The organism is Hyphomicrobium sp. DMF-1 (assembly GCF_027886585.1).
Taxonomy (GTDB): Bacteria; Pseudomonadota; Alphaproteobacteria; order Rhizobiales; family Hyphomicrobiaceae; genus Hyphomicrobium_C; species Hyphomicrobium_C zavarzinii.
Window position 1 is genome coordinate 3797971 of the sequence record NZ_CP115706.1, and the last position, 21623, is coordinate 3819593.

The 21623-nt window shown below is 64.3% G+C and carries 17 protein-coding genes and 1 tRNA gene; 7 read left to right on the top strand and 11 right to left on the bottom strand.

What is annotated here, in order from left to right:
- The first annotated feature begins 24 nt into the window (after nucleotides 1-24).
- Nucleotides 25-2343 (top strand): bifunctional diguanylate cyclase/phosphodiesterase, encoded by a 2319-nt coding sequence (locus PE058_RS17355; protein ID WP_026867914.1) that lies wholly within the window; start codon nucleotides 25-27, stop codon nucleotides 2341-2343.
- 27 nt (nucleotides 2344-2370) lie between these two features.
- On the opposite strand, the gene PE058_RS17360 is transcribed toward PE058_RS17355, so the two are convergent.
- The 3 genes from PE058_RS17360 to PE058_RS17370 all read right to left on the bottom strand — a co-directional run bounded on the left by PE058_RS17360 (nucleotide 2371) and on the right by PE058_RS17370 (nucleotide 6751).
- A complete protein-coding gene (locus tag PE058_RS17360) occupies nucleotides 2371-4284 on the bottom strand; it encodes a potassium transporter Kup (RefSeq protein WP_420537149.1) in 1914 nt (637 codons plus the stop codon).
- Nucleotides 4285-4552: 268 nt separating this feature from the next.
- Nucleotides 4553-4732: an AbrB/MazE/SpoVT family DNA-binding domain-containing protein gene (locus PE058_RS17365; RefSeq protein ID WP_271028970.1), complete on the bottom strand. Its 180-nt coding sequence runs from the start codon at nucleotides 4730-4732 to the stop codon at nucleotides 4553-4555.
- Nucleotides 4733-4879: 147 nt separating this feature from the next.
- Nucleotides 4880-6751 carry a M3 family oligoendopeptidase gene (locus PE058_RS17370; protein WP_020085233.1) on the bottom strand — a complete coding sequence of 624 codons (1872 nt, stop codon included), beginning with the start codon at nucleotides 6749-6751 and terminating at the stop codon, nucleotides 4880-4882.
- Nucleotides 6752-7039: 288 nt separating this feature from the next.
- Between PE058_RS17370 and PE058_RS17375 the strand changes: the two genes are divergently transcribed.
- The 3 genes from PE058_RS17375 to PE058_RS17385 all read left to right on the top strand — a co-directional run bounded on the left by PE058_RS17375 (nucleotide 7040) and on the right by PE058_RS17385 (nucleotide 12563).
- Nucleotides 7040-8545, top strand: coding sequence for a sigma-54-dependent transcriptional regulator (locus PE058_RS17375; protein WP_026867913.1), 1506 nt, complete (start codon nucleotides 7040-7042; stop codon nucleotides 8543-8545).
- Between the two features lie 362 nt (nucleotides 8546-8907).
- Complete coding sequence (locus PE058_RS17380; RefSeq protein WP_271028971.1) at nucleotides 8908-10797, top strand: L,D-transpeptidase family protein; 1890 nt, start codon at nucleotides 8908-8910, stop codon at nucleotides 10795-10797.
- Between the two features lie 167 nt (nucleotides 10798-10964).
- Nucleotides 10965-12563: a DUF882 domain-containing protein gene (locus tag PE058_RS17385; RefSeq protein ID WP_271028972.1), complete on the top strand. Its 1599-nt coding sequence runs from the start codon at nucleotides 10965-10967 to the stop codon at nucleotides 12561-12563.
- On the opposite strand, the gene PE058_RS17390 is transcribed toward PE058_RS17385, so the two are convergent.
- From PE058_RS17390 to PE058_RS17405, 4 genes are all read right to left on the bottom strand, one after another.
- Complete coding sequence (locus PE058_RS17390; protein ID WP_020085229.1) at nucleotides 12544-13503, bottom strand: LysR substrate-binding domain-containing protein; 960 nt, start codon at nucleotides 13501-13503, stop codon at nucleotides 12544-12546. The two genes, PE058_RS17385 and PE058_RS17390, sit on opposite strands and share 20 nt — an antisense overlap.
- 249 nt (nucleotides 13504-13752) lie before the next feature.
- Nucleotides 13753-14055, bottom strand: coding sequence for a DUF2312 domain-containing protein (locus tag PE058_RS17395; protein WP_020085228.1), 303 nt, complete (start codon nucleotides 14053-14055; stop codon nucleotides 13753-13755).
- Between the two features lie 148 nt (nucleotides 14056-14203).
- A complete protein-coding gene (locus PE058_RS17400; RefSeq protein ID WP_020085227.1) occupies nucleotides 14204-14521 on the bottom strand; it encodes a DUF1244 domain-containing protein in 318 nt (105 codons plus the stop codon).
- 40 nt (nucleotides 14522-14561) lie between these two features.
- Nucleotides 14562-15395: an N-formylglutamate amidohydrolase gene (locus PE058_RS17405; protein WP_020085226.1), complete on the bottom strand. Its 834-nt coding sequence runs from the start codon at nucleotides 15393-15395 to the stop codon at nucleotides 14562-14564.
- 223 nt (nucleotides 15396-15618) lie between these two features.
- Between PE058_RS17405 and PE058_RS17410 the strand changes: the two genes are divergently transcribed.
- Together PE058_RS17410 and pyk are read left to right on the top strand one after the other, a co-directional pair.
- Nucleotides 15619-16056: a DUF1036 domain-containing protein gene (locus tag PE058_RS17410; protein WP_020085225.1), complete on the top strand. Its 438-nt coding sequence runs from the start codon at nucleotides 15619-15621 to the stop codon at nucleotides 16054-16056.
- The gene (gene pyk / locus PE058_RS17415; RefSeq protein WP_020085224.1) at nucleotides 16053-17561 is read left to right on the top strand and encodes a pyruvate kinase; all 1509 of its coding nucleotides are present in this window, start codon (nucleotides 16053-16055) and stop codon (nucleotides 17559-17561) included. Before PE058_RS17410 ends, pyk begins: the two co-directional genes overlap by 4 nt.
- A gap of 425 nt (nucleotides 17562-17986) precedes the next feature.
- Here pyk and PE058_RS17420 read toward each other — a convergent pair whose 3' ends face one another.
- The 4 genes from PE058_RS17420 to cpdR all read right to left on the bottom strand — a co-directional run bounded on the left by PE058_RS17420 (nucleotide 17987) and on the right by cpdR (nucleotide 19647).
- The gene (locus PE058_RS17420; RefSeq protein ID WP_020085223.1) at nucleotides 17987-18679 is read right to left on the bottom strand and encodes a tetratricopeptide repeat protein; all 693 of its coding nucleotides are present in this window, start codon (nucleotides 18677-18679) and stop codon (nucleotides 17987-17989) included.
- A gap of 224 nt (nucleotides 18680-18903) precedes the next feature.
- A complete protein-coding gene (gene ykgO / locus PE058_RS17425) occupies nucleotides 18904-19029 on the bottom strand; it encodes a type B 50S ribosomal protein L36 (protein ID WP_020085222.1) in 126 nt (41 codons plus the stop codon).
- Between the two features lie 33 nt (nucleotides 19030-19062).
- A tRNA-Val gene (locus PE058_RS17430) sits at nucleotides 19063-19137 on the bottom strand.
- Between the two features lie 150 nt (nucleotides 19138-19287).
- Complete coding sequence (gene cpdR / locus PE058_RS17435) at nucleotides 19288-19647, bottom strand: cell cycle two-component system response regulator CpdR (RefSeq protein ID WP_026867911.1); 360 nt, start codon at nucleotides 19645-19647, stop codon at nucleotides 19288-19290.
- 380 nt (nucleotides 19648-20027) lie between these two features.
- Here cpdR and PE058_RS17440 point away from each other — a divergent pair, with 380 nt between their 5' ends.
- Nucleotides 20028-20927, top strand: coding sequence for an N-formylglutamate amidohydrolase (locus tag PE058_RS17440; protein ID WP_020085220.1), 900 nt, complete (start codon nucleotides 20028-20030; stop codon nucleotides 20925-20927).
- Nucleotides 20928-21623 lie beyond the last annotated feature (696 nt).

Consider the following 21623-nt stretch of genomic DNA (forward strand, 5'->3'; position numbering starts at 1 on the left):
TCGCTCCATTCGGACCCCACCAGTATGCGTGTTCTCTCCTGCCTGACGACCGAGCACAACCTGCTGCTCGTCACCCTCGCTGCGTTGATCTGCACCCTCGGTGCCTGGACCTCTCTCAACCTTCTCGGCAAAGCGAGGGGCGGACATGGAGGCACGGCAAAGGCGTGGGTTTTCTTCGGGGCCGTGGCCGCAGGCTCGAGCGTGTGGTGCACGCATTTCGTGGCGATGCTCGCGTTCGAGCCGCAGACACCCGTCAGCTATGAAGCAGGACTGACCGCCCTCTCGCTTATCCTCGTGATCTTCACGAGCACGATCGCCTTCCTCGTCGCCTCGATGAACGTCCCGTTCGCTGCAAGCCTCGGTGGCGCGGCGTTCGGTGGCGGCGTCGCCGTGATGCATTACGTGGGAATGGCAGCATTCTCGGTCGACGCAACCATTCTCTGGAACTCCGGATATTTCACGGCCTCCCTCGCCTGGTCGATCGTGGTCTCGGCGCTGGCATTCCAAAGCGTTGCGTCCGCCAACCCGTCATGGGCGCGCTACGGGGCACCCGGCCTTCTCGTGGGCTCCGTCGTCGGCCTCCATTTCACCGGAATGGCAGCCATGACGATCCTGCCTTTCGCGCCCTCCGATGCGGCGGCGACAAGCAGCGAAGCCCGCGAGATGCTGGCGTTCGCCGTGACGGGCGTTGCCGTGCTCGTGATGGGTATCGTCTGGGTCAGCAATTTCGTGGATCGCGCAGTGCGCGAGCAAGCCGCCCAGCGGCTCCGGCATCTGGCCGGAAGCTCGGCCGATGGCATGATCATCACGCAGAACGACGAGATCATCGAGGCAAACGCCGCGTTCGAAGCGCTGAGCGGCTTCGCGCGCGACGACCTGATCGGTCAGCCTGTCTCGACCGTAGGGTTCCGGGTGGACACGCTCGTCGAGGGTGCCGTCGTGCGCACCACGCTGCAGGCCGCCTGCGGCGACAGCGTCGCGGTCGAAATTGCGGCTCACACGGAAAGCGGCGAGCAGGGTTTGCGCGTCTACGCCTTGCGTGACATCCGGCCCCGCCTCGAGCAGGAACGGCGCATCGCCAATCTCGCGCGGACCGACGCGCTCACCGGGCTGCCCAACCGCGCCTCGTTCCTCGATCATCTCGACCATATCATCGCCGACTGCGAGGTGGGTTCGTCGCTTGCCTTGCTCGCGATCGACCTCAACCGCTTCAAGGAGGTGAATGACCTTCAAGGCCACGCGGCGGGCGACATCGTGCTTCGGGTGCTTTCGGAGCGCATGCGCGGCGTGCTTCGCGAGCGGGAATACCTCGCGCGCCTCGGCGGCGACGAATTCGTGGCGACCTGCCGCGTCTCCGGCCGCGACGATGCGCTCGATCTCGCGGTGCGGCTCGAGAAGCAACTGTTCTCGACCGTGCAGATCGATCACGTGGAGGCCGTTTGCGGCGCCAGCATCGGCATCGCCCTTTATCCCGATCACGCGCCGAACGCGACCACGCTCATGAACAACGCCGATCTGGCGATGTATCGCGCGAAGGGATCGCCCATCGACAACATCTGCTTCTACGCGGAGGAGATGGACGAAGCGTTGCGCGTGAGACGCCGCATGATCAGCGATCTGCGCGAAGCCTTGCCGCGCGGGGAACTGGAGCTGCGCTATCAGGTTCAGGTCGACATCACGACCGAGCGGAGCGTCGGCTATGAAGCGCTTCTGCGCTGGCGTCACCCGGAGCGCGGCTACGTGTCTCCCACCGAGTTCATCCCGCTCGCGGAGGAAACCGGCCTCATTCTCCCGATAGGAGAATGGGTTTTGCGGATGGCCTGCGCGGAAGCTGCGACCTGGGACGAGCCGGATACGATCGCGGTCAATCTTTCCGCGATCCAGCTGCATCAGATCGAGCTGCCCGACATCGTGGAGCAGATCCTGATCGAGACGGGCCTGCCTCCCTCGCGGCTCGAACTGGAGACGACCGAGACGTCGCTGATGAAGGATCCGCAGCGTGCGATCCACGTTCTGAAAAGGCTCAAGGAGCTCGGGATCTCCATCGCGATGGACGATTTCGGCACCGGCTATTCCTCGCTCTCGACGCTGCGCGCGTTCGACTTCGACAAGATCAAGCTGGACAAGACGTTCGTTGACGGCATCGACAAGGATGCGCAGGCGCGGGCGGTGATGCTTGCCGTTCTGGCACTCGGCAATGCACTCTCCATCCCCGTTCTCGCGGAAGGCGTGGAGACCAAGGAGCAGGTAGATTTCCTCAAGAGCCGCGGCTGCGACAAGGTGCAGGGCTATTTCTTCGGGCGCCCGGTGCCCGCCGTCGAAAGGAAGAAGGCCGTGGCTTGAGGGCCGCGGCTCATCCGGACCCGTTTCCTATATCGCGACCTGGGTCCCGACCTCGACCACACGGTCTGTCGGGATCTGGAAGTATGTGGTGGCGTCCTCAGCGGTGCGCGCGAGCCAGATGAACAGGCGCTCCTGCCACCGCGGCATCTCGGATCTCGTGGTCGGCCGCAGCGAGCGGCGTGAGAGGAAGAAGGACGTCGCCCCCACGTCGAGATTCAGATCCTTGCGCCGGCAGCTTTCCATGATCTTCGGAATGCTGGGCGTTTCCATGAAGCCGTATGACGCGACCACCCGGATGAAAGTCTCGTTCGAGCGATCGATCTCCACACGCTCGTGGCGAGGCACGCGGGGCGTATCCTCAGTGCGGATCGAAAGCACCAGGTTCCGTTCATGCAGCACACGGTTGTGCTTCAAGTTGTGCATGAGCGCGGTCGGTGCCGCATTCACATCGGACGACAGGAAGACGGCAGTGCCCGGAACGCGCGTCGGGGGCTTGGCTTCGAGCTTGCGCACGAGCCAGTCGAGATCGGCCTCGTTGCGGCGCGTGATCTTGGCGAGGATGGCGTAACCCCGCACCCAGGTGAACATGATGAGGCTCAGGACACCCGCGATGGCGAGCGGAACCCAGGCGCCTTCGAACAGCTTCAGGATATTTGCGGCAAAGAACGTCTGCTCGATGATCAGAAGCGGGATCATCAGGATGGCCGCCTTCCACACCGGCCAGCGCCAGTACTTCCAGACTACGAAGAACGCCATCATCGTGTCGATGACGAGGGCCGCGGTAACGGAGACGCCGTAGGCGGTGGCGAGGTGCGAGGAGCTCTTGAACATCAGCACGGCGACCACGACGCCGAGCAGCAGAAGCCAGTTGACGCGCGGGAGGTAGATCTGCCCCGCCATGCTCTCTGACGTGTGGCGGATCGCGAAGCGTGGCAGGAGGCCGAGCTGAATGGCCTGGCGGGCGAGCGAGAACGCGCCCGTGATCACCGCCTGGCTCGCGACCACGGTGGCGGTCGTCGCGAGTATGACCATGGGCACCAGTGCCCACTCGGGGTAGAGGCGATAGAACGGGTTTTCGAGCGCCGTCGCATCGGAGAGCACGAGTGCACCCTGGCCCAGATAGTTCAGCATCAGGGAGGGGAACACGAAACCGAGCCACGCGGTCTGGATCGGCTTGCGGCCGAAATGGCCGAGATCGGTGTAAAGGGCTTCCGCACCCGTGACCGCCAGGAAGACGAGGCCCAGAACGGTGAGGCCCAGCATGCCGTGGGTCGCCATGAAGCGGACGCCGTGCCACGGATTGAGGGCGGAGAACACGATCGGGTTGTCGAAAATGTGCAGCAGCCCGCCGATGGCGAGCGAGAGGAACCAGACGATGGTGAGGGGGCCGAAGAACTGGGCGACGCGGGCCGTGCCGTGGCTCTGAACCGCGAAGAGCCCGACGATCACCACGAGGGCGATCGGGACGATCAGATTGTGGAAGGCGGGCGAGACGAGCGCGAGGCCTTCGACCGCCGAGAGCACAGAGATGGCGGGGGTGATGACCGCGTCGCCGTAAAAGAACGAGGCGCCGGCGATGCCGAGCCCCAACAGCAGGGGCGAGCTTCGTTTGGCGACCGATTGGCCCAGCGCCATCAGAGCGAACGTGCCGCCCTCGCCCTTGTTGTCGGCGCGCAGGAGCACGATCACGTACTTCAGCGTGACGATCAGGATCAGCGCCCAGAATATGAGCGACAGCACGCCGAACACCGCTTCCGAGTTGGCCGGGCTTCCGCCGCTGGCCGCGCGGACCGCCTCGCGGAAGGCATAAAGGGGGCTTGTACCGATATCGCCGTAGACAACGCCGACTGATCCGACGACGAGCGTCCAGAAATGGCGATCGTGCGAAGTTTCGCCGGACTCGCCACCAACCTCGGTGGCCTTAGGGCGTGCCACGATCAGGCCTCTTATTGCTGCCGCTGCTTTCGCAGCAAATTTCGGCGCTTATACGCCTGTTCGAGCAGGCTCGTAAGCGGTCAAATTCGCAGGGCGGAGCGTGGTTCCGTCTTGACAGCGGCAAAGGCGAGTTGCAGTCGCACCCGTTTTACGGGGCTTTGGGCCAGTTGTCGCGGATCCAACGGGACAGGCCCTCCTCCGCGATCTCGGTTCCGGAAACAGCCAGACGGGCTCGCTCATTTGGGCAATTCGGTAAGGGCGGCCCGATAGGTCTTCATCGCCTTACGAGCTCCAACCCCTTCTCCATGTCGGGAACGTAGCGCGAGATCTTGAGACCGTCCGGCCCCTCGGTGACGAGCACGTGGTCGCCCTGGGAAAGCCCGAGGCGCGCCAGCAGCTCCTTCGGCAGGATGAGCCCCGTCGAGTTGCCGATCTTCTTGATTTCGAGCTTCATGGCGGCGGCTCCGCATTGCGTTATACAAATTGTACAACACAGGCAGAGGGCCGTTGTACGGATTGTAAAACGCCCGCCGCCCCGCAACCCCTGGATGACCGCCTCGAGGGCGGCCATCGTGTTGAGGGGGCAAGAAATCGGCAGCCATCAGGCGGTGGCGCGGTCCATGGCCTCCAACTCGTCGATCATGCCCTCGATCACCTTGAGCCCCTTCGACCAGAAGGACGGATCGGTGGCGTCAAGGCCGAATGGCGCGAGCAGCTCGGAGTGGTGCTTCGAGCCACCCGCCTTCAGGAGATCGAAGTATTTGGTGACGAAGCCGGGGTGGGCCTCCCGGTAAAGGCCATAGAGCGAGTTCACGAGGCAATCGCCGAACGCGTAGGCGTAAACGTAGAACGGCGAGTTGATGAAGTGGGGGATGTAGGCCCAATAGACCTCGTAGCCCGGCTTGAGGTCGATCGCCGGTCCCAGGCTCTCGCTCTGCACCTCCATCCAGTAGGCATTCAGCTCGTCGCTCGTAAGCTCACCCTTGCGGCGTCCCTCATGGACCTTGCGCTCGAACAGGTAGAACGCGATCTGCCGGACGACGGTGTTCAGCATGTCCTCGACCTTGCCGGCGATCATCGCTTTCTTTTCGCGCGGGCTCTTGGTCTCGGCGAGGAGCGCGCGGAAGGTCAGCATCTCGCCGAACACCGACGCGGTCTCCGCGAGCGTGAGCGGGGTCGGCGCGAGCAGCGCGCCCTGGTCGCGGGCCAGCATCTGGTGGACGCCGTGGCCCAGCTCGTGCGCGAGCGTCATCACGTCCCGCGGCTTGCCCTGGTAGTTCATGAGCACGTAGGGGTGCACCGAGGGAACGGTTGCGGCGGAGAACGCGCCTTGCGTTTTGCCTTCACGCAGCGGCGCGTCGATCCAGCGCTTGTCAAAGAACTGTTTCGCGACGTTCGCCATATCGGGCGCGAAGGCGCCGTAAGCCTTGAGCACGATTCCCTCGGCTTCCGCCCAGGTGAAGATCTGCTCCGGTTTGTCGGGGAGCGGGGCGTTGCGGTCCCAGTGCGAGAGCCGGTCCATGCCGAGCCACTTGGCCTTCATGGCGTAGTAGCGATGCGACAGGCGCGGGTAGGCTTCCCGCACGCTCTCGACCAGCGCGTCCACGACCGGCGCCTCGACGCGGTTGGCAAGGTGGCGGCTGTCGGCCACATCCTTGAAGCCGCGCCAGCGGTCGGAAATCTCCTTGTCCTTGGCCAGCGTGTTGGTGATCAGGGTGAAGAGGCGGATGTTGTCCTTGAACACCTTCGAAAGTGCCTCCGCCGCTGCGCGGCGGCGCGGCTCGGCCGGGTTCGAAAGCAGGTTCAGCGTCGCTTCGAGCGCCAGGGGTGCGGGTTCTCCCTCCACATCGAAGCGAAGGCCGGTCATCGTCTCGCTGAACAGACGGTTGAACGCGCCGCGTCCAGTCTGGCCTTTCTCCGTGAAAAGCTGCTCGAGCTTCTCGTCGAGCTGATAGGGCTTTTCCTTGCGCAGATCCTCGAGCCAGGGCTTGTAACGGGCGAGCGCGGGATGCGTCACCGCCTGGGCGAGCGCCGCCTCCTCGATCTGATTGAGCTCCAGCTCGACGAAGATGAGATCGGTCGAGATTTTCGTGAGCTTCTCGGAGATGTCTCCATAGAACTTGGCACGGGCGGGATCCGCCTGGTTGGCGGCATAGAGAAGGCCTGCGAACGAGCCGAGCTTGCCCATCAGATCGGAAAGCTGCTCGTAGGAAGAAATGGCGTCCGCCAGCTTGGCGCCGTCGCCCGCGAGCGCGACGAGCTTGCCTTGATAAGCGTCCTTGATGCGCTTTGCCTCTGCAGCCGCCCGATCGATGTCGCGGGTCACCGACGGATCGTCCATTCCCTTGTAGAGATCCGAAAGGTCCCACTCGGGGATGGGGCCGAGATCGCGCTCCTCCGTCGGGGTCGATCCGCTCTGGGCCTTTGCCCGGGCGATATCAGAGAACAGCGGGGCGCGCGTGGTCGGCGTCATCAGTAGCTCCAGTGAATATGGGAGAAAGCAATCCTTAATCTGCGGGCTCTCGCCCCCGGTTTCAAGCGGCAAAGGTGAAGTGTCTGGGCTCCTCCGCGGGTGAAAAGCGTCAACCTGAGGCCACAGGCGGGCAAAAAAGTTTCAAGGTGAGCATAGCCGAAAGAGCTTGTTTACCGTTGTCGGGCAATCATTCGCTCGAGTTGAGTTGCTGATCGATCCGCGCGCGGCTGTGTTAGCGCGTGGGGCGAGGCCGGCAGTGTTCCAGTTCGTGTTGTGTACGAGTGCTTCATGGCAAAGCGTGTTCTTATTGTCGACGATGATCCCGCCCAGCGCCGCATCCTCGAAGAAACGGTCAAACGGTTCGGCTTCGAGACCCGCTCCACGAATTCCGGCGAGCAGGCGCTCGAAGTGCTCGAAGGCCCCGAGCGGGGCACCATCTCCCTCGTCCTTCTGGATCTCGTCATGCCCGGCATCGGCGGCATGGCCGTTCTCGAACGGCTGAAGGGCAAAGCCTCGCCTCCCGTCATCGTGCTCACCGCCAACGGCTCGGTGGATGCGGCGATCAGCGCGATCCGTCTCGGCGCCGTGGACTTCGTGATCAAGCCCGCCTCTCCGGAGCGTCTCGAAGTCTCCATGAAGAGCGCGATGAAGATCGAAGCGCTTTCCGAAGAGATCTCGCGGATCAAGAAGAAGACGGACGGCACGCTGACGTTCGACGATCTCATCATCCGCGGCGAAGGCATGCAGCGCGTGATCGCGCTCGGCAAACGCGCGGCCACCTCCACCATTCCGGTCCTGATCGAAGGCGAGAGCGGCGTCGGCAAGGAGCTGATCGCACGCGCCATCCAGGGCGAGAGCGAGCGGGCGGGACGGCCCTTCGTCACCGTCAACTGCGGCGCGATCCCCGAGAACCTGGTGGAGAGCATCCTGTTCGGCCACGAGAAGGGTGCGTTCACCGGCGCCGTCGAGAGGCGCGTCGGAAAGTTCCAGGAAGCCGACGGCGGCACGCTGTTCCTCGACGAGATCGGCGAGCTGCCGCTCGATGCGCAGGTAAAGCTGCTGCGCGCGCTTCAGGAAGGCGAGATCGATCCGGTCGGCGCGAAGAAGCCCATCAAGGTCAACTTCCGCCTCGTGTCCGCCACCAACCGCGACATGATCCAGCTCGTGAAGGACGGCAAGTTCCGCGAAGATCTCTATTACCGACTCAACGTGTTCCCCATCTGGGTGCCGCCGCTACGCGAGCGCCGCGAGGACATTCCCGAGCTTGCTCAGCATTTCCTCGCCCGCTTCGGCGCGGAGGAAGGCAAGCGCGTCGGTGGCTTCACCGACGAGGCGATGCGGATGCTGATGGCCTACGACTGGCCGGGCAACGTGCGCCAGCTCGAGAACGCGATTTTCCGCGCGGTCGTCCTGGCCGATGGCGCTGAGCTTTCTGTGGCCGAGTTCCCGCAGATCGCAACGCAGGTCGAAGGCTTCACCGCCGAGATCCCGCCCGCTCCGGCCGGCTTGCAGAAGCCGCCGGCCTACACGGGCCCCGCGCTGCTCGGCGCGGAGGACACCATTCCGCAGACCGTCGAAGTGCGCCCCTCGGGCGGCCCTTCGGCGCTCGGCATTCCCGCGGTGACCGAGAGCGGCGAGATCCGCGCGCTCGAAGACATCGAGGCCGACATGATCCGCCTCGCGCTCGGGCGCTATCGCGGCCACATGACGGAAGTGGCGAAGCGCCTCAAGATCGGCCGTTCGACGCTCTACCGGAAGATGCAGGAGTACGGCCTCGAGCCGCGCGTGAACTAGAAGGTCGCGCAAAAACGCTCAGAAGATCGATCGATGGCCGGGCTCGTCCCGGCCATTTTTGCGACGAGGCTGCCGGACGACATTGATCAGCCGGCCTCCATTTCCTCCTCTTCGATGTTCGGCCGGCGTGGCAGGATGGCGGAGCGGCGCGGCCCCCGTGATCACAATTCCACAACAGTAGACGGGCAAAAGTTCGCCTGCGTGCGGGACGCGGGCCCTCCCAGCTTCTCAAGGCTTAGTGCCTCGGCTAGACCATGATTGCATCCGAACCTATCGGTCCGGCGCATCGGTCATGGTTGCTGCTTAGGTGTCGAGCGTGATCGCGCGTCCTGATTTTTACAGCGCGGCCACGAGGAATTGCCATGCGTCACCGGTTGAGGGGCATCGCCCCGTCCTGCGTTCTGCTGCTTGCGGCGTCCGTGCTGCCGGCAACCGCCTTCGCAGATCCAGTCGCAGCGCCTGACGCCGCACCACCCGCGGCCCCGATCACGGCAGCGCCCACGCAACCGGCCGACGCCACGGCTGCGCCCGTCACCGCAGCACCTGTCGCGCAACCTGCTCCTCCCGCCTCGCCCGCTCCTGAGCAGGCGGCGACGCCCGCGCCTACGAAACCGCAGCTCGGCGCACTGGTCCGCGCGGCTCTCGACACACTTCCCAAGACCGCGACCGAGGCCGAGCGGCAGGATGCGCTCGCACTCAAGGATTTCTATCTCGCGCGCAATGACGCGCCGCTTTGGATCGCGGACGGCTCCTTGAACGATCGCGCCGTGCTCGTGATCGCCGAAATCAAGAAGGCCAACGACTGGGGGCTCGACGCCTCGGCGTTCGCGTTGCCGGATGTCGGCGGAACGCTGACCGAAGAGAGCGCTGCCGACGCCGAGCGCAAGCTCTCCGTCGCCGCCCTCACCTACGCGCGCCACGCGCGCGGTGGCCGCATTACCGAGCCCGCCAAACAGCTTTCGTCCTACCTGGACCGCACGCCGCAACTCCTCGATCCCAAGGCCGTGCTTGCGGACCTTGCCGGATCGACGCCGCCCGATGCGACGCTGAGAGGGTTCCACCCGAAGCATCCGCAGTTCGAAAAGCTGCGCCAGAAGTATCTCGAGCTTCTGAAGTCGGCGAGCACGGCGGACGCCATCGTCCGCCTGCCGAAAGGACCGGCACTCTCGCCGGGGCAAACTCATCCGCATGTCGCGCTGCTCCGCCAGCGGCTCAAGGTGCCAGCTCCGGCGGGCACTGCCGAGCAGCCCGCAGATGAGGCCTTTTACGACGACGCGCTCGCAACCGCCGTCAAGGCCTTCCAGACCGAGAAGGGCCTCGCGCCCGACGGCATCGTGGGCGCGGGCTCGCGCGCCGCGCTCAACGACATCGACGTGCCGAACCCGGATCGCGTGCGCGCGAACATGGAGCTATGGCGCTGGATGCCCGAGGATCTCGGCGCCACGCACGTGTGGGTGAACATCCCGGAGTTCATGTTCGAGTTCGTGCGGGATGGAAAAGTGGTGCACGAAGAGCGAGTGATCACGGGCCTCGTCGACAAACAGACGCCGGTGTTCTCGGCGGTCATGGACACGGTCACCATTCATCCGCGCTGGAACGTGCCGGACTCGATCAAAGTGCGGGAGCTCTATCCGAGCCTGGCGCGGGGCGGCACCTATTTCCAGAAGCAGGGCCTGCGCATGACGCGCAACGGCAAGCCGGTCGATCCTTATTATGTCGACTGGGGCTCTGCGGACATTCGCCAATTCGACGTGCATCAGCCGCCGGGCGCCGCGAACGTGCTCGGCCAGTTCAAGTTCACGTTCCACAACAAGCATATCGTCTACATGCACGACACGCCGACGAAGCACCTCTTCAACCAGGCGACCCGTGCCTACAGCCATGGCTGCATCCGCGTGCGTAACCCCGCGCGGTTCGCGGAGGTGGTGCTGGAGTTCGACAAGGGCTGGACGCCGGACCAGGTCGCCTCCCTCGTCAACGCCGACCCGGTCGAAAACCCGATCGTGCTCGAGAAGAAGATCCCCGTGCACACGGCCTACTTCACGCAATGGGTGAACGACGCAGGCGAGCTCGTAAGCTTCAAGGACGTCTACGGTCACGAGCAGCGCGTCATTCTCGCGCTCGAAGGGCGCTTCAATGCCATCGCGCGCGGCCCGGATCACCTGGCGCCCGTCACCTATGCGAAATCGCAGTACGCGGGCGGCGGCAACCCGCTCGAAACGTTCTTCAACAACGTATTCGGCGGCTTCTGAGCATTAGCCTCGCTCCTTAACCCTCCCCTGCGTCTTACTGGCGGCGCGGGGCGTCTTGCCCTTTTTATGCCGCGGGCGAGCCCTCTTGATCGCGCATTCCGAGGTTACCAACCGTTAAGCAACGGGGCGTAAGCGTTAACCTTGGCATTCTCGATGGGGGAATTCTGTTGGGCGTAAAGGCGGGACTGTCCACCTGCCGGTATCTGGGCTTCGGCGCGGCCGCACTCGTGGCCGCCGCCTCGCAGGCCACGCTGGCGCATGCCGGTGACGATCGCACCATCTCCTTCTTCCACATCCACACCAAGGAAACGCTCACCGTCCAGTACAAGAAGGACGGCCGCTTCGTTCCCGCCGCGCTCGAGAAGATCAACTGGATCATGCGCGACTGGCGGGAGAACAAATCCATCCAGATGGACCCCAACACGGTGGACATCATCTGGGAGATGCACCGGGAGCTGGGCTCTCAGCAGCCTGTCAGCATCATCTGCGGCTATCGCTCGCGCGGCACCAACGAGATGCTGCGCAAGACGCGCGGCGGACAGGCGAGCCAGAGCCAGCACATAACCGGCAAGGCGATCGACATCGCGTTTCCGGACGTACCCGTGAAGCGGATGCGCTACTCGGCCATGATCCGTGAGCGCGGCGGCGTCGGCTACTATCCGACCTCCGGCATTCCTTTCGTGCATGTGGACACGGCGCGCGTGCGCCACTGGCCGCGCATGGTGCGCGACGAGCTGGCGCTGCTGTTCCCGTCCGGTCATTCGAAGCACGAGCCATCTGACGGCCGTCCCATCACACCTGCCGACGTGCGCGCCGCACGCGAGCGGCGCAAGGATCTCGCGCAAGAAGTTGCGCAATTCTACGCCCTGCGGGACAGCCCCAAGGCGGCTGTGCAGGTAGCGGATGCTTCATCTGTGACCAACCCGGCTCCAGTGCCTCCGCGCCCGGCGCGGGCGGTTCGCCCGCCTGCTCCGCATCAACGCATGGCCGTCGGCGCGCCGATGCCGCCGCCTTCCGAGACCGCGCCTGAGACGATGCGCTCGGTGGCCCTCACCTCCGATCGGACAGCGGGCGAGAGCAAGGGCGTGATCGCCAAGGCTGTCGCCGAGACGGCTGCTCAGGACGTGAAGCCCAAACTCGTAAGTGCGCCGAAGCCCGTCGACCGGCCGTCGACGTTCGTCGCCAAGCTGCCCGATGCCGACCGCTCACGCCTCGACATGCTGGTCCAGCTCGCCTCAATCGAGGAGACGGCTGCGCTGGCGCCCGCCGCAAAGAGCGCATCCCTGATCACGGGCTCCACGCCGATGCGCGCCTCGATGACGCCGGACTGGCCGTTCCCGAAGCGAGCCGTCGCCAACGAGCCCGCACCGAAAGCGGCTCCTGCCGCGGCGCATCCCTTCGGAGAGGGCTCAACCGACTGGCGGAGCGGCTGGACGGCTGCACCTGAATATGACGAAGACCATCCGGACGAGCTTTCCTACCGGCCTTTCGCGCTCGCCCCGCTGCTGACGGAAACCGCCTCGTTCGACGACCCGGCGCTGCAGACGCTCGTGCATCCGGACGTGCCGATGACGCTCGAAATGCTGGATGACGAGGGCACCGTGCTGCCGATGCGGTTCGGCGCGGGCCAATTGCAGACGGCGATGGCGTGGGCGCAGGAGTTCAGCGGTAGCGCCGTGCACCTCGAGTCGATGGCGGCTGTCCCTGAGCCGCAGCCAGCAGCCCCTCAGCTCGTCTCGCGGGCGGTCAAGACCCTGCCGCGGTGATTGGCTTGCGGGAGCGGCTTCCTCCTAGCGCGATTGCCAGAGGACCCTCTTTCCAGGCTTTGGTGACGAGGCGCCCCAGCTCCTCGAAATCCTGCGTTCGCGGAGACGTGGACCGCCACACGAGGCCGATGGTGCGCGAGGGCTCGGGATCGACGAACCGCACGAGCGTGATGTCGCGTCCGCGCTCCTCGATGCCCACGGCCATCTCAGGAAGCAGCGTGATGCCGTAGCCCGCCGAGACCATCTCGACGATGGTGGCGAGGCTCGAGGCGCCGAAGGTGTTCACCGCATCCACCTGCTGGAGGCTGCAATAGGTGAGTGCCTGATCGCGCAGGCAATGGCCTTCCTCCAGCAGCAGCAAGCGCTCGTGCTCGATCAGCTCCTTGGTTGCGCGCACGCGGCCGGAGAGCTTCCGGTCCTTGGGCACGGCGAGGAGAAACTTGTCCTCGAACAGCTTGCGATTGGTGAGATCCGTATGCTTGAGCGGCAGCGCGAGCAGCAGCACGTCGAGCTTGCCTTCGAGCAGCTCGTCGGTCAGCACCTGGGTCTGCGTCTCGCGGACATGCAGCTCCAGATCCGGATAGGCCTCGCGCAGCAGGGGCAGCAGTGGCGGCAGCATGTAGGGCGCGACCGAGGGGATGACGCCGAGCCGGAGCGTGCCGGCGAGCACGCGGTTGGCGTGCTGGGCGTAGGCCACGAGATCGCGAACGTCTCCCAGGATGCGCGCGCAGCGAGCGGCGATCTCGATACCCTTGCCGGTGAGCTGCACGCCCGAGCGCGTCCGCTCGACCAGGATCAGGCCGAGGTTCTGCTCGAGCTCGTGGATCTGCATGGAAAGGGCTGGCTGCGTGACCGCGCACGCATCCGCCGCGCGGCCGAAATGAAGCTCCCGCGCGAGCGCATCGAAATAGCGTAACTGCTTGATAGTGACCTGCGTCATAAGACAGCCTGATCAGGGGAGAAACAAATAACGATTAGCCCTGATATCGGCAGCGGTCTATGGTCGCAGCGAACAAACGATCGTGATCGTTCCGCGATTTCGCGGCGATCCGGGAAACAGTTCCCGAATACGGCAGGTGAAGCTCCGGCTTCCACTCGTCGTTAGCGTCTCGGGCCGTGCGCCGAAGCGGCCCGAGACGTTTTTTATTTTCACGTCACACCACGGATGGCCGATCTGCCCGCGGACGAGCTACTCCGCCGCGATCATGCGGTCGGCAGCTGCCTCCGCACCGGCCGAGACCGGTCCATTCAGCATTCCGAGAGCGTGCATGTAGACCTCGAGCAGGCTTTCTTCTTCCTGCCGCTCGGTCTGGCTCTTCTTGCGCAGGCGAACGATCTGCCGAAGGATCTTCACGTCGAAGCCCACGCCCTTGGCCTCGAGATACTTGTCGCGGATGTCGCCGGAGAGAGCCTTCTTCTCCTCTTCGAGCCGCTCGATGCTTTCGATGATCTGGCGAAGCTGATTCTGTGCCGAAGCCTGAAGCGTCGTCATTACTACCCCCAACAAATACGGATATCCGATCCCTCTTCGCGCTCCGCCGTTTGCGGATGCGATCTTGAGCCGAGGCTAGAACTCGGATGGGACAGGGGCAAGGCGAGGCGCTTTCTCATCCAGAGATAATTTCCTGTGGATGAGGCTCCTAGTTTTTGTTCTTCGTGGTGTGGGCGCTGCTCTTCTCGAACGCGGCAAGGGCCTGCGGGGAGGCTTCGGTCTGGTGGCGCTTCTGCCATTCGGCATACGGCATGCCGTAGATGATCTCGCGCGCTTCATCCTTCGACACGATCATGCCTTTGTCGGCTGCCGCCTCCTGATACCAGTTGGCGAGACAGTTCCGGCAGAAACCCGCGAGATTCATGAGGTCGATGTTCTGCACATCCGCGCGCTCGCGCAGGTGCGCGACAAGACGGCGAAACGCAGCGGCCTCAAGCTCGATGGTGGTTCTTGGATCGCGTGTCATCTGTTGTTCCTCATCCGGCTCCGAGGCCGATCGCGGTATCTCAATCGGTGTGAGACCCGAAATGTTTCACCCGCTTGAGATCGGGATCGCCATCCCGACCTGCAAGGATGCGCTGCATCACGGACGCCAGGCGATCCGCCCACTCTCTCTGGCCGCTCTCCGTCGCGATCAAGTCCTGGCGAACCTCGACGATGGCGTGGGAAAGCCCGCGCGAGGTTCCGTGGCGCCACATGCAGTCGCCCTTGAGGCGGCCCGAGTAGGGCTCGTTGTCGCCGATGACGAAGGCAGCGTCCGCGCGCAAGCCCTCGATCAACGGCCCGGCAAGCCTCGGATCCTTGTCCCAGAGGATGGCGCCATGCCAGGGCCGCGGCTTTCCGCGCCACTGCGGCGTGAAGCTGTGCATCGAGAGCAGCACCGGGGCGATGCCGGACGCCAACGCGCGATCGAGAAGGGCGCCGATGGCCTCGTGATAGGGGCGATAGAAGCGCATGATCCGCTTTTCGCGCTCGCCGTCGCTCAACGTGCGGTTTCCAGGAACGATGGCGCCGTCCGAGAGACGCATGATGAGCGTGGGATCGTCCTCGCCCCGGTTGCAGTCGATCAGCAGGCGGGAAAAGCGCGTCAGCACGGCGGGGGCCCCGAGTTTGTCGGCCAGCCGCTCCGTCACCGCGCGTGCCCCGATGTCATAGGCGATATGGCGCTCGAGCTCGGACGGCGGCAGGCCAAGACTGCCGTACTCCCCGGGAAGGGCATTGTCGGCGTGGTCGCACAGCACGATCAGCCCCGCGTCCAGGGAGCCCGGACGGCGGACGAACGCTTCGGCGGTTTCCGCCTCGATGGTGACGCTGGCGGCGGGCGCTGTCTCGGGTCGCATCGGCACCTTAATCTTGTATCGGCCTCGTTATTTCGCCGTTTCGGCTTTTCCCCCGGGGGCTTGCGAAAATTCGCGTCCCGGCCTTCAATGGCGCAGCGCTCGTGGGGGTGCCGTCAGCCGTGCACTCCTCAAAGCTGCCCGCTTTCATTGCCAACGTTTCGCCCTCCCAGCAAGGCTCGGCCAGTGTCGTGATCCCACGTACAGGCCGGCATCCCGTGAAACCATGAATCTGAGAGCATTCCTTTCGCCGCTTGCAGCGGCCCTGTTGCTGGCGATGCTCCCGCGGCCGGCGCTGGCAGACCTCAAGTTCTGCAATGCCACGCAGAGCCGGGTCGGCGTCTCGATCGGCTACCAGGACCCGGAAGGCTGGGCGACCGAGGGGTGGTGGAACATCGCGTCGCAGTCTTGCGAAACGCTCTTGAAAGGGGCAGTACCGAGCCGGTTTATCTACGTCCACGCCGTGGATTACGACCGCGGGGGGGAATGGGCGGGCACGAACTTCATGTGCACAGCCGATAAGACGTTCGCCATCCGGGGGGTGCAGGATTGCCCCAAACGCGGATATAAGCGCACGGGATTTTTCGAAGTCGATACGGGAGAGGCGCAAGAGTGGACGGTTCGCCTCACCGATCCAGACGATAAAGAGGCGGACGGGAAATGAGACGTAATCGGCGGGTCAAGATTGTTGCGACGCTTGGACCCGCGTCGTCCGCGCCCGACGTTCTCGAGCGTCTCTTCATTGCGGGAGCGGACGTTTTTCGCATCAACATGAGCCACACGAGCGCGGAGACGGCCCACACGCTGGTGCGCTCCATCCGTGACGTGGCCGCGAAGCATCGCTGCTCGATCGGCGTGCTGTGCGATCTGCAGGGCCCCAAGTTCCGCCTCGGCGAGTTCGTCGACGGGCGGGCGCTGGTCAAGGCTGGCGAGCATTTCCGCTTCGATCAGACCGGCGTGCCGGGCACCTCTCAGCGCGTGAGCCTGCCGCACCCCGCGATCTTCGATGCCGTGCGGCCCGGGCACATGCTGCTCATCGACGACGGCAAGTTGCGCATGCGCGTGGCCGACGTGGACGGCAAGAGCATGGTGGCCGAAGTGGTGACCGGCGGCATCCTTTCGAGCCGCAAGGGCATCAGCATGCCCGACACCGTGCTGCCCATCAGCTCGCTTACGGACAAGGATCGCAAGGATCTCGACATCGCGCTGAAGCTCGGCGCCGACTGGATCGCGCTGTCGTTCGTGCAGCGTGCCGAGGACATCATCGAAGCCAAGCGCATCATCGACGGGCGGGCCGCGGTGCTCGCCAAGATCGAGAAGCCCTCGGCCATTGAGGACATCGACGACATCATCGCGGCCGGTGACGGCTTCATGGTGGCGCGCGGCGACCTGGGCGTCGAAATGCCCGTCGAGCGCGTTCCGGGCCTTCAGAAGCAGATCACCCGCAAGGCGCGTGCCGCCGGCAAGCCGATCGTAGTCGCGACCCAGATGCTGGAGAGCATGACGTCGTCGCCGATGCCGACGCGCGCCGAGGTCTCCGACGTCGCGACCGCCGTCTTCGACGGCGCGGACGCGATCATGCTGTCGGGCGAATCCGCCGTTGGCCAGTACCCGGTCGAGACCATCGAGATGATGGCGCGCATCGCCCACGAGGTGGAGAACGACGCGAGCTACGACGCTTTCGTGCACGCCATCGAGTTTCCGCCGATGCCGACGGGCGCCGACGCTATCGCGGCCGCCGCGCACGCGATCTCCGAGACGGTCAAGGTGGCGGCCATCCTCTGCTACACCGCGACGGGCTCGACCGCGCTTCGCGTCGCCCGCGAACGGCCCAACCTGCCCGTGATCGGCCTCACGCCGATCGCGCGCACGGCCCAGCGCCTCGCGCTCGTCTGGGGCATCGAGACGGTGCTCACCGGCGATCCCGAGGATCTCGCCGACATGGTGCGCAAGGCGACGCGCATCGCCTACGAGGGCGGGTTCGTGAAGCCGGGCCAGGGTGTGGTCATCACGTGCGGTGTGCCGCTCGGCTCGCCCGGCGCGACCAACATGATCCGCCTCGCGTTCGTGGACGAGCACGGCCTTCCGGACGGCCACAGCCCGGATTACGTGCCGACAGGCGGCAAGGTGCCTGTGGAACGGCGCACCCCGCCCAAGATCACGTCCTGACGCGCTGCGCTTTTCGTTAGCGAAACCGATGAGTCACGCTTCGGACTGATAGGGTCCGAAGCGATCATGAGGCTTTTAGCGAGACCGATGAGTCACGCTTCGGACTGATAGGGTCCGAAGCGATCATGGGGCTTTTAGCGAGACCGATGAGTCACGCTTCGGACTGATAGGATCCGAAGCGATCATGGGGCTTTTAGCGAGACCGATGAGGCACGCTTCGGACTGGTAGGATCCGAAGCGATCATGGGGCTTTTAGCGAGACCGATGAGGCACGCTTCGGACTGATAGGGTCCGAAGCGATCATGGGGCTTTTAGCGAGACCGATGAGGCACGCTTCGGACTGATAGGGTCCGAAGCGATCATGGGGCTTTTAGCGAGACCGATGAGGCACGCTTCGGACTGATAGGGTCCGAAGCGATCATGGTCTAAATCCCCTGCCCTTCCACCTCGACCTTGAGGTCGTCGCGCGCCTTCTTGGCGCCTGGCGCGTTGGGGTAGACCTTGAGCAGGCTCTCGTAAGCCTCGAGGGCCGCTTTCTTCTCCCCGAGGTGCTGCAGGATGTTGGCGAGCCCTTCGAGGGCCTTGAAGTGATGCGGCTCGAGAGCGAGCACGCGGCGGATGTCGCCGAGGGCGCGCTTGTAGTCGTCCTCCAGATAGAAGAGGTACGCGCGGCGGTTCCAGGCTTCCGCATAGTCCGGCTGAAGCTCGATCGCGGCATTGAGCAGCTTCATCGCGAGATCACGCCGCTCGGCTTCCGTTGCGGCCGTGGCGCGCGCAACCAGCAAGTCCGCCGTGGCGCTTCCCGAATGCTGCCAAAGCTGCTCGACGGCGGTCGCGATCTGCGCGGCGGTCGCTTCATCCGGTGCGCTCGCCAAACGGGCATAGAGCTCGGCCAGGAGCTTTTCGCGCTGCTCGGGCGTCGACTCGGTCCCTCCGGCGGCGCCCTTGCCCGGCGGCGCTCCGTTGTTGTCACCCTCGGGCTGCTTACCCGCCTGAGGCCGCTTCTCGGGCGCGGGAACGGGGCCAGTCACGGCGGGAGGGCCTTGATCGGGCAATGTGAGCTGGGGTGGAGCGACGCCCGGCTCCTGCTGGGCCAGGACGGCGGACGGGGCGGCCATTGCCGCGAGGCCCGCGCAGAGGAGACCGCTCGCGCGGCTCAGGACGGTGACTGGGAAAATCTTACCTTTTGCCATAGGCCGAAGATAGGGAGGCGCACCAGCGGCGTCAAAGGGCTTCGGCGGAGAGTGCGCTCGCTGAAAAGGCTCCAGACAAGCGAAACCGCCCGTACACCTTGAGGTGCCGGGCGGATCATCCCCCACGCGAGAAATTCAGATATACGCGATCAGCCCTGGCGCGCCTTGAAGCGGCGGAGGGTCTTGTTGATCACGTAAACGCGTCCCTTGCGCCTGACGAGGCGGTTGTCGCGATGACGCGAGCGAAGAGACTTAAGCGAGTTTCTTACTTTCATTGTTCTCAACCGTTTGAGGGCACGGCGGACGGATGGTGGGCACTAGAGGGATCGAACCTCTGACCCCTACCATGTCAAGGTAGTGCTCTACCGCTGAGCTAAGTGCCCATCCGTGCCGAGAAAGTCATTCGGAAGCGCCTCCTATACTGGCATTGCCAGCGGTCCGCAAGGGCGGAAACCAATTATCCGCGAAGCGGTCGCAGGAGGGCGCCCCGGTTTGGCGAAAGACCCCGAAAATCGGGGCTCAAGCGCCGGGAGCTAGGCCGCCAGGAGACGCTCCACCTCGCGCACCAGGTCCTTGAGGTGGAAGGGCTTGGAGAGCACCCGGGCCTCCTTGGGCGCGGTGGCCTCGTTGTTCAGGATCACGGCGGCGAAGCCGGTGATGAACATGATTTTGAGCTCGGGATCGATCTCGGCGGCGCGCCGCGCCAGCTCGATGCCGTCCATGCGGGGCATGACGATATCGGTCAGCAGCAGCGTGAAGGGCTCCTGCTGCAAGCGCTCGTAGGCTTCCTCGCCGTTGGCGAACGAGATCACCTCATAGCCGGCCTTGCCCAGCGCGCGCTCGAGGAAGCCACGCATGGAGTCATCGTCCTCTGCGAGCAAGATTCTGCACATCGGAAGGCGGGAGGGCTTGGCGGTCATGGGATTTGTTACTCGAAATATCCACTTATCGGTGATAGCGCCAGATGGCACGGGAATCTGACGCCAGTTTGGTAAACGGAGCGTGAAGCCTCGACAGTGTCGGGGTGGTTGCCCACATAACGGACAGCACAGCAAAAGGTGGGCCAGGATGTGCCGCGGGCGCACTCTAGCTCATTTTTCCACGGCGGGTATGCGAAATGCCTCGCGTGACGTGGACAGGGCCGTGCGGCATTGGCACACTATGCGTGCGTCGTCCTGTCGGCAGCGGCGCTGCGGTTCGATTGATAGACAGGTACGAGCCGTTCGGACGTGCCATCATGAGACGGTGAGGCCCTCGACGTGATCAGGACCAGATGACCGCGCAGAAACCTTTCACGCTGAGCCCCGAACTCGCGCCGCCGTTCACGATCCTGACGCCCAAGGTTCAGAGCGCGCCGTTCGTGCTGTGCTCGCCGCATTCTGGACGCGTCTATCCCAAGGAATTCCTCGCGCAGTCGCGCCTAGACCCGCTGACGCTCAGAAAGTCAGAAGACTGCTTCGTGGACGAATTGTTCCAGGGGGCGGCGGAGCTCGGTGTTCCGCTCATTTCGGCGCAGTTTCCGCGCGCCTATCTCGACGTCAATCGCGAGCCTTACGAGCTCGATCCCGAGCTTTTCGCGGACCCGCTGCCGGACTACGCCAACAGCCAGTCTGTGCGTGTCGTCGGCGGTCTCGGCACCATCGCCCGCATCGTCGCCGACGGCGAGGAGATCTATCGCACGCGCCTCAGCGTGGACGACGCGCTCGGGCGTATCGAGCAGTTGTATTTCCCGTTCCATGCAGCGCTCGAGGAACTGATCGAGCAGACGCGCGCGCAATTCGGCTATGCCATCCTCGTCGACTGCCATTCGATGCCGTCGGCGCAGATGACCCAGAGCAGCGGTCCGCGCCCGGACTTCGTGATCGGCGACCGGTTCGGGGCCGCTTGCGATCCGCGGCTCACGCGCTATCTCCGCGACATGCTCGCGAGCGAAGGTTACGACGTGCAGCTCAACCGGCCTTATGCCGGCGGCTACATCACTGAGCATTATGGACGCCCGTATCGCGGCGTGCAGGCGGTTCAGGTCGAGATCAACCGCGCACTCTATCTCGATGAGCGGACATTCACGCCGTCGCGGCGTTTCCACAGGCTGAAGACGGATCTCACGCGCTTCGCGGCCATGCTGTTCTCGGCCATCCCGGCGATGATCGAGCAGCGCGCAGCCGCCGAATAGCGCGCGGGCGCAGGACCTCTCAAAAAAAAATCGGACGGAATAAAAAAAACAGGGCCGTCCAATGGACGGCCCAAGTCTAGGGAGGAAACGCCCAAGGAGGGCTTGTGATCACGCGGGGATGGCGAAAGCCATGGCCACGTTCTCACCCTTCAAATCTATGCTGCAGCGCCGCAATCCGCAACCCCCGCCCTCAGCTATTTTTGCTGCGATGCGCCAAGCGCGCTTATTGGGCCACAGTGAGGAAATAAGCCCAAACCGGCCAAATCCCAGACTCCGAAGCAAATCTTGACGAGGGAATTTCCGCTGTAGTTTCCATGCGCTACAGCGTCGCACGAGCGACAGAAAAGAAAAAAGGGCCGTCCGGATACGGACGGCCCAAGTCTAGGGAGGAAACGCCCAAGGAGGGCTACGACGGCCAAGCCTTGCTCGGCGATGTCGCACTGCAAAATATCGTCGGTGACCCCTGAAAAGGAAGTGCAAAAACTGCAGAGCTGCCATTACAGAGGCGTGGGGCACGTTGTGCCCAATCAACAGGCTGATTTATCTGCACAAGAGGCGCCGCGCGCGCCGGTCGAGATCTAGTATTGTCGCGGCGCCGACAGTAATCTCGGCTCGAAATCTTGCCCTAGCCGTCAAAAAGAGGCCGTTCGAGCGAGCGAACGGCCCAAGTCTAGGGAGGAAACGCCCGTAATGGGC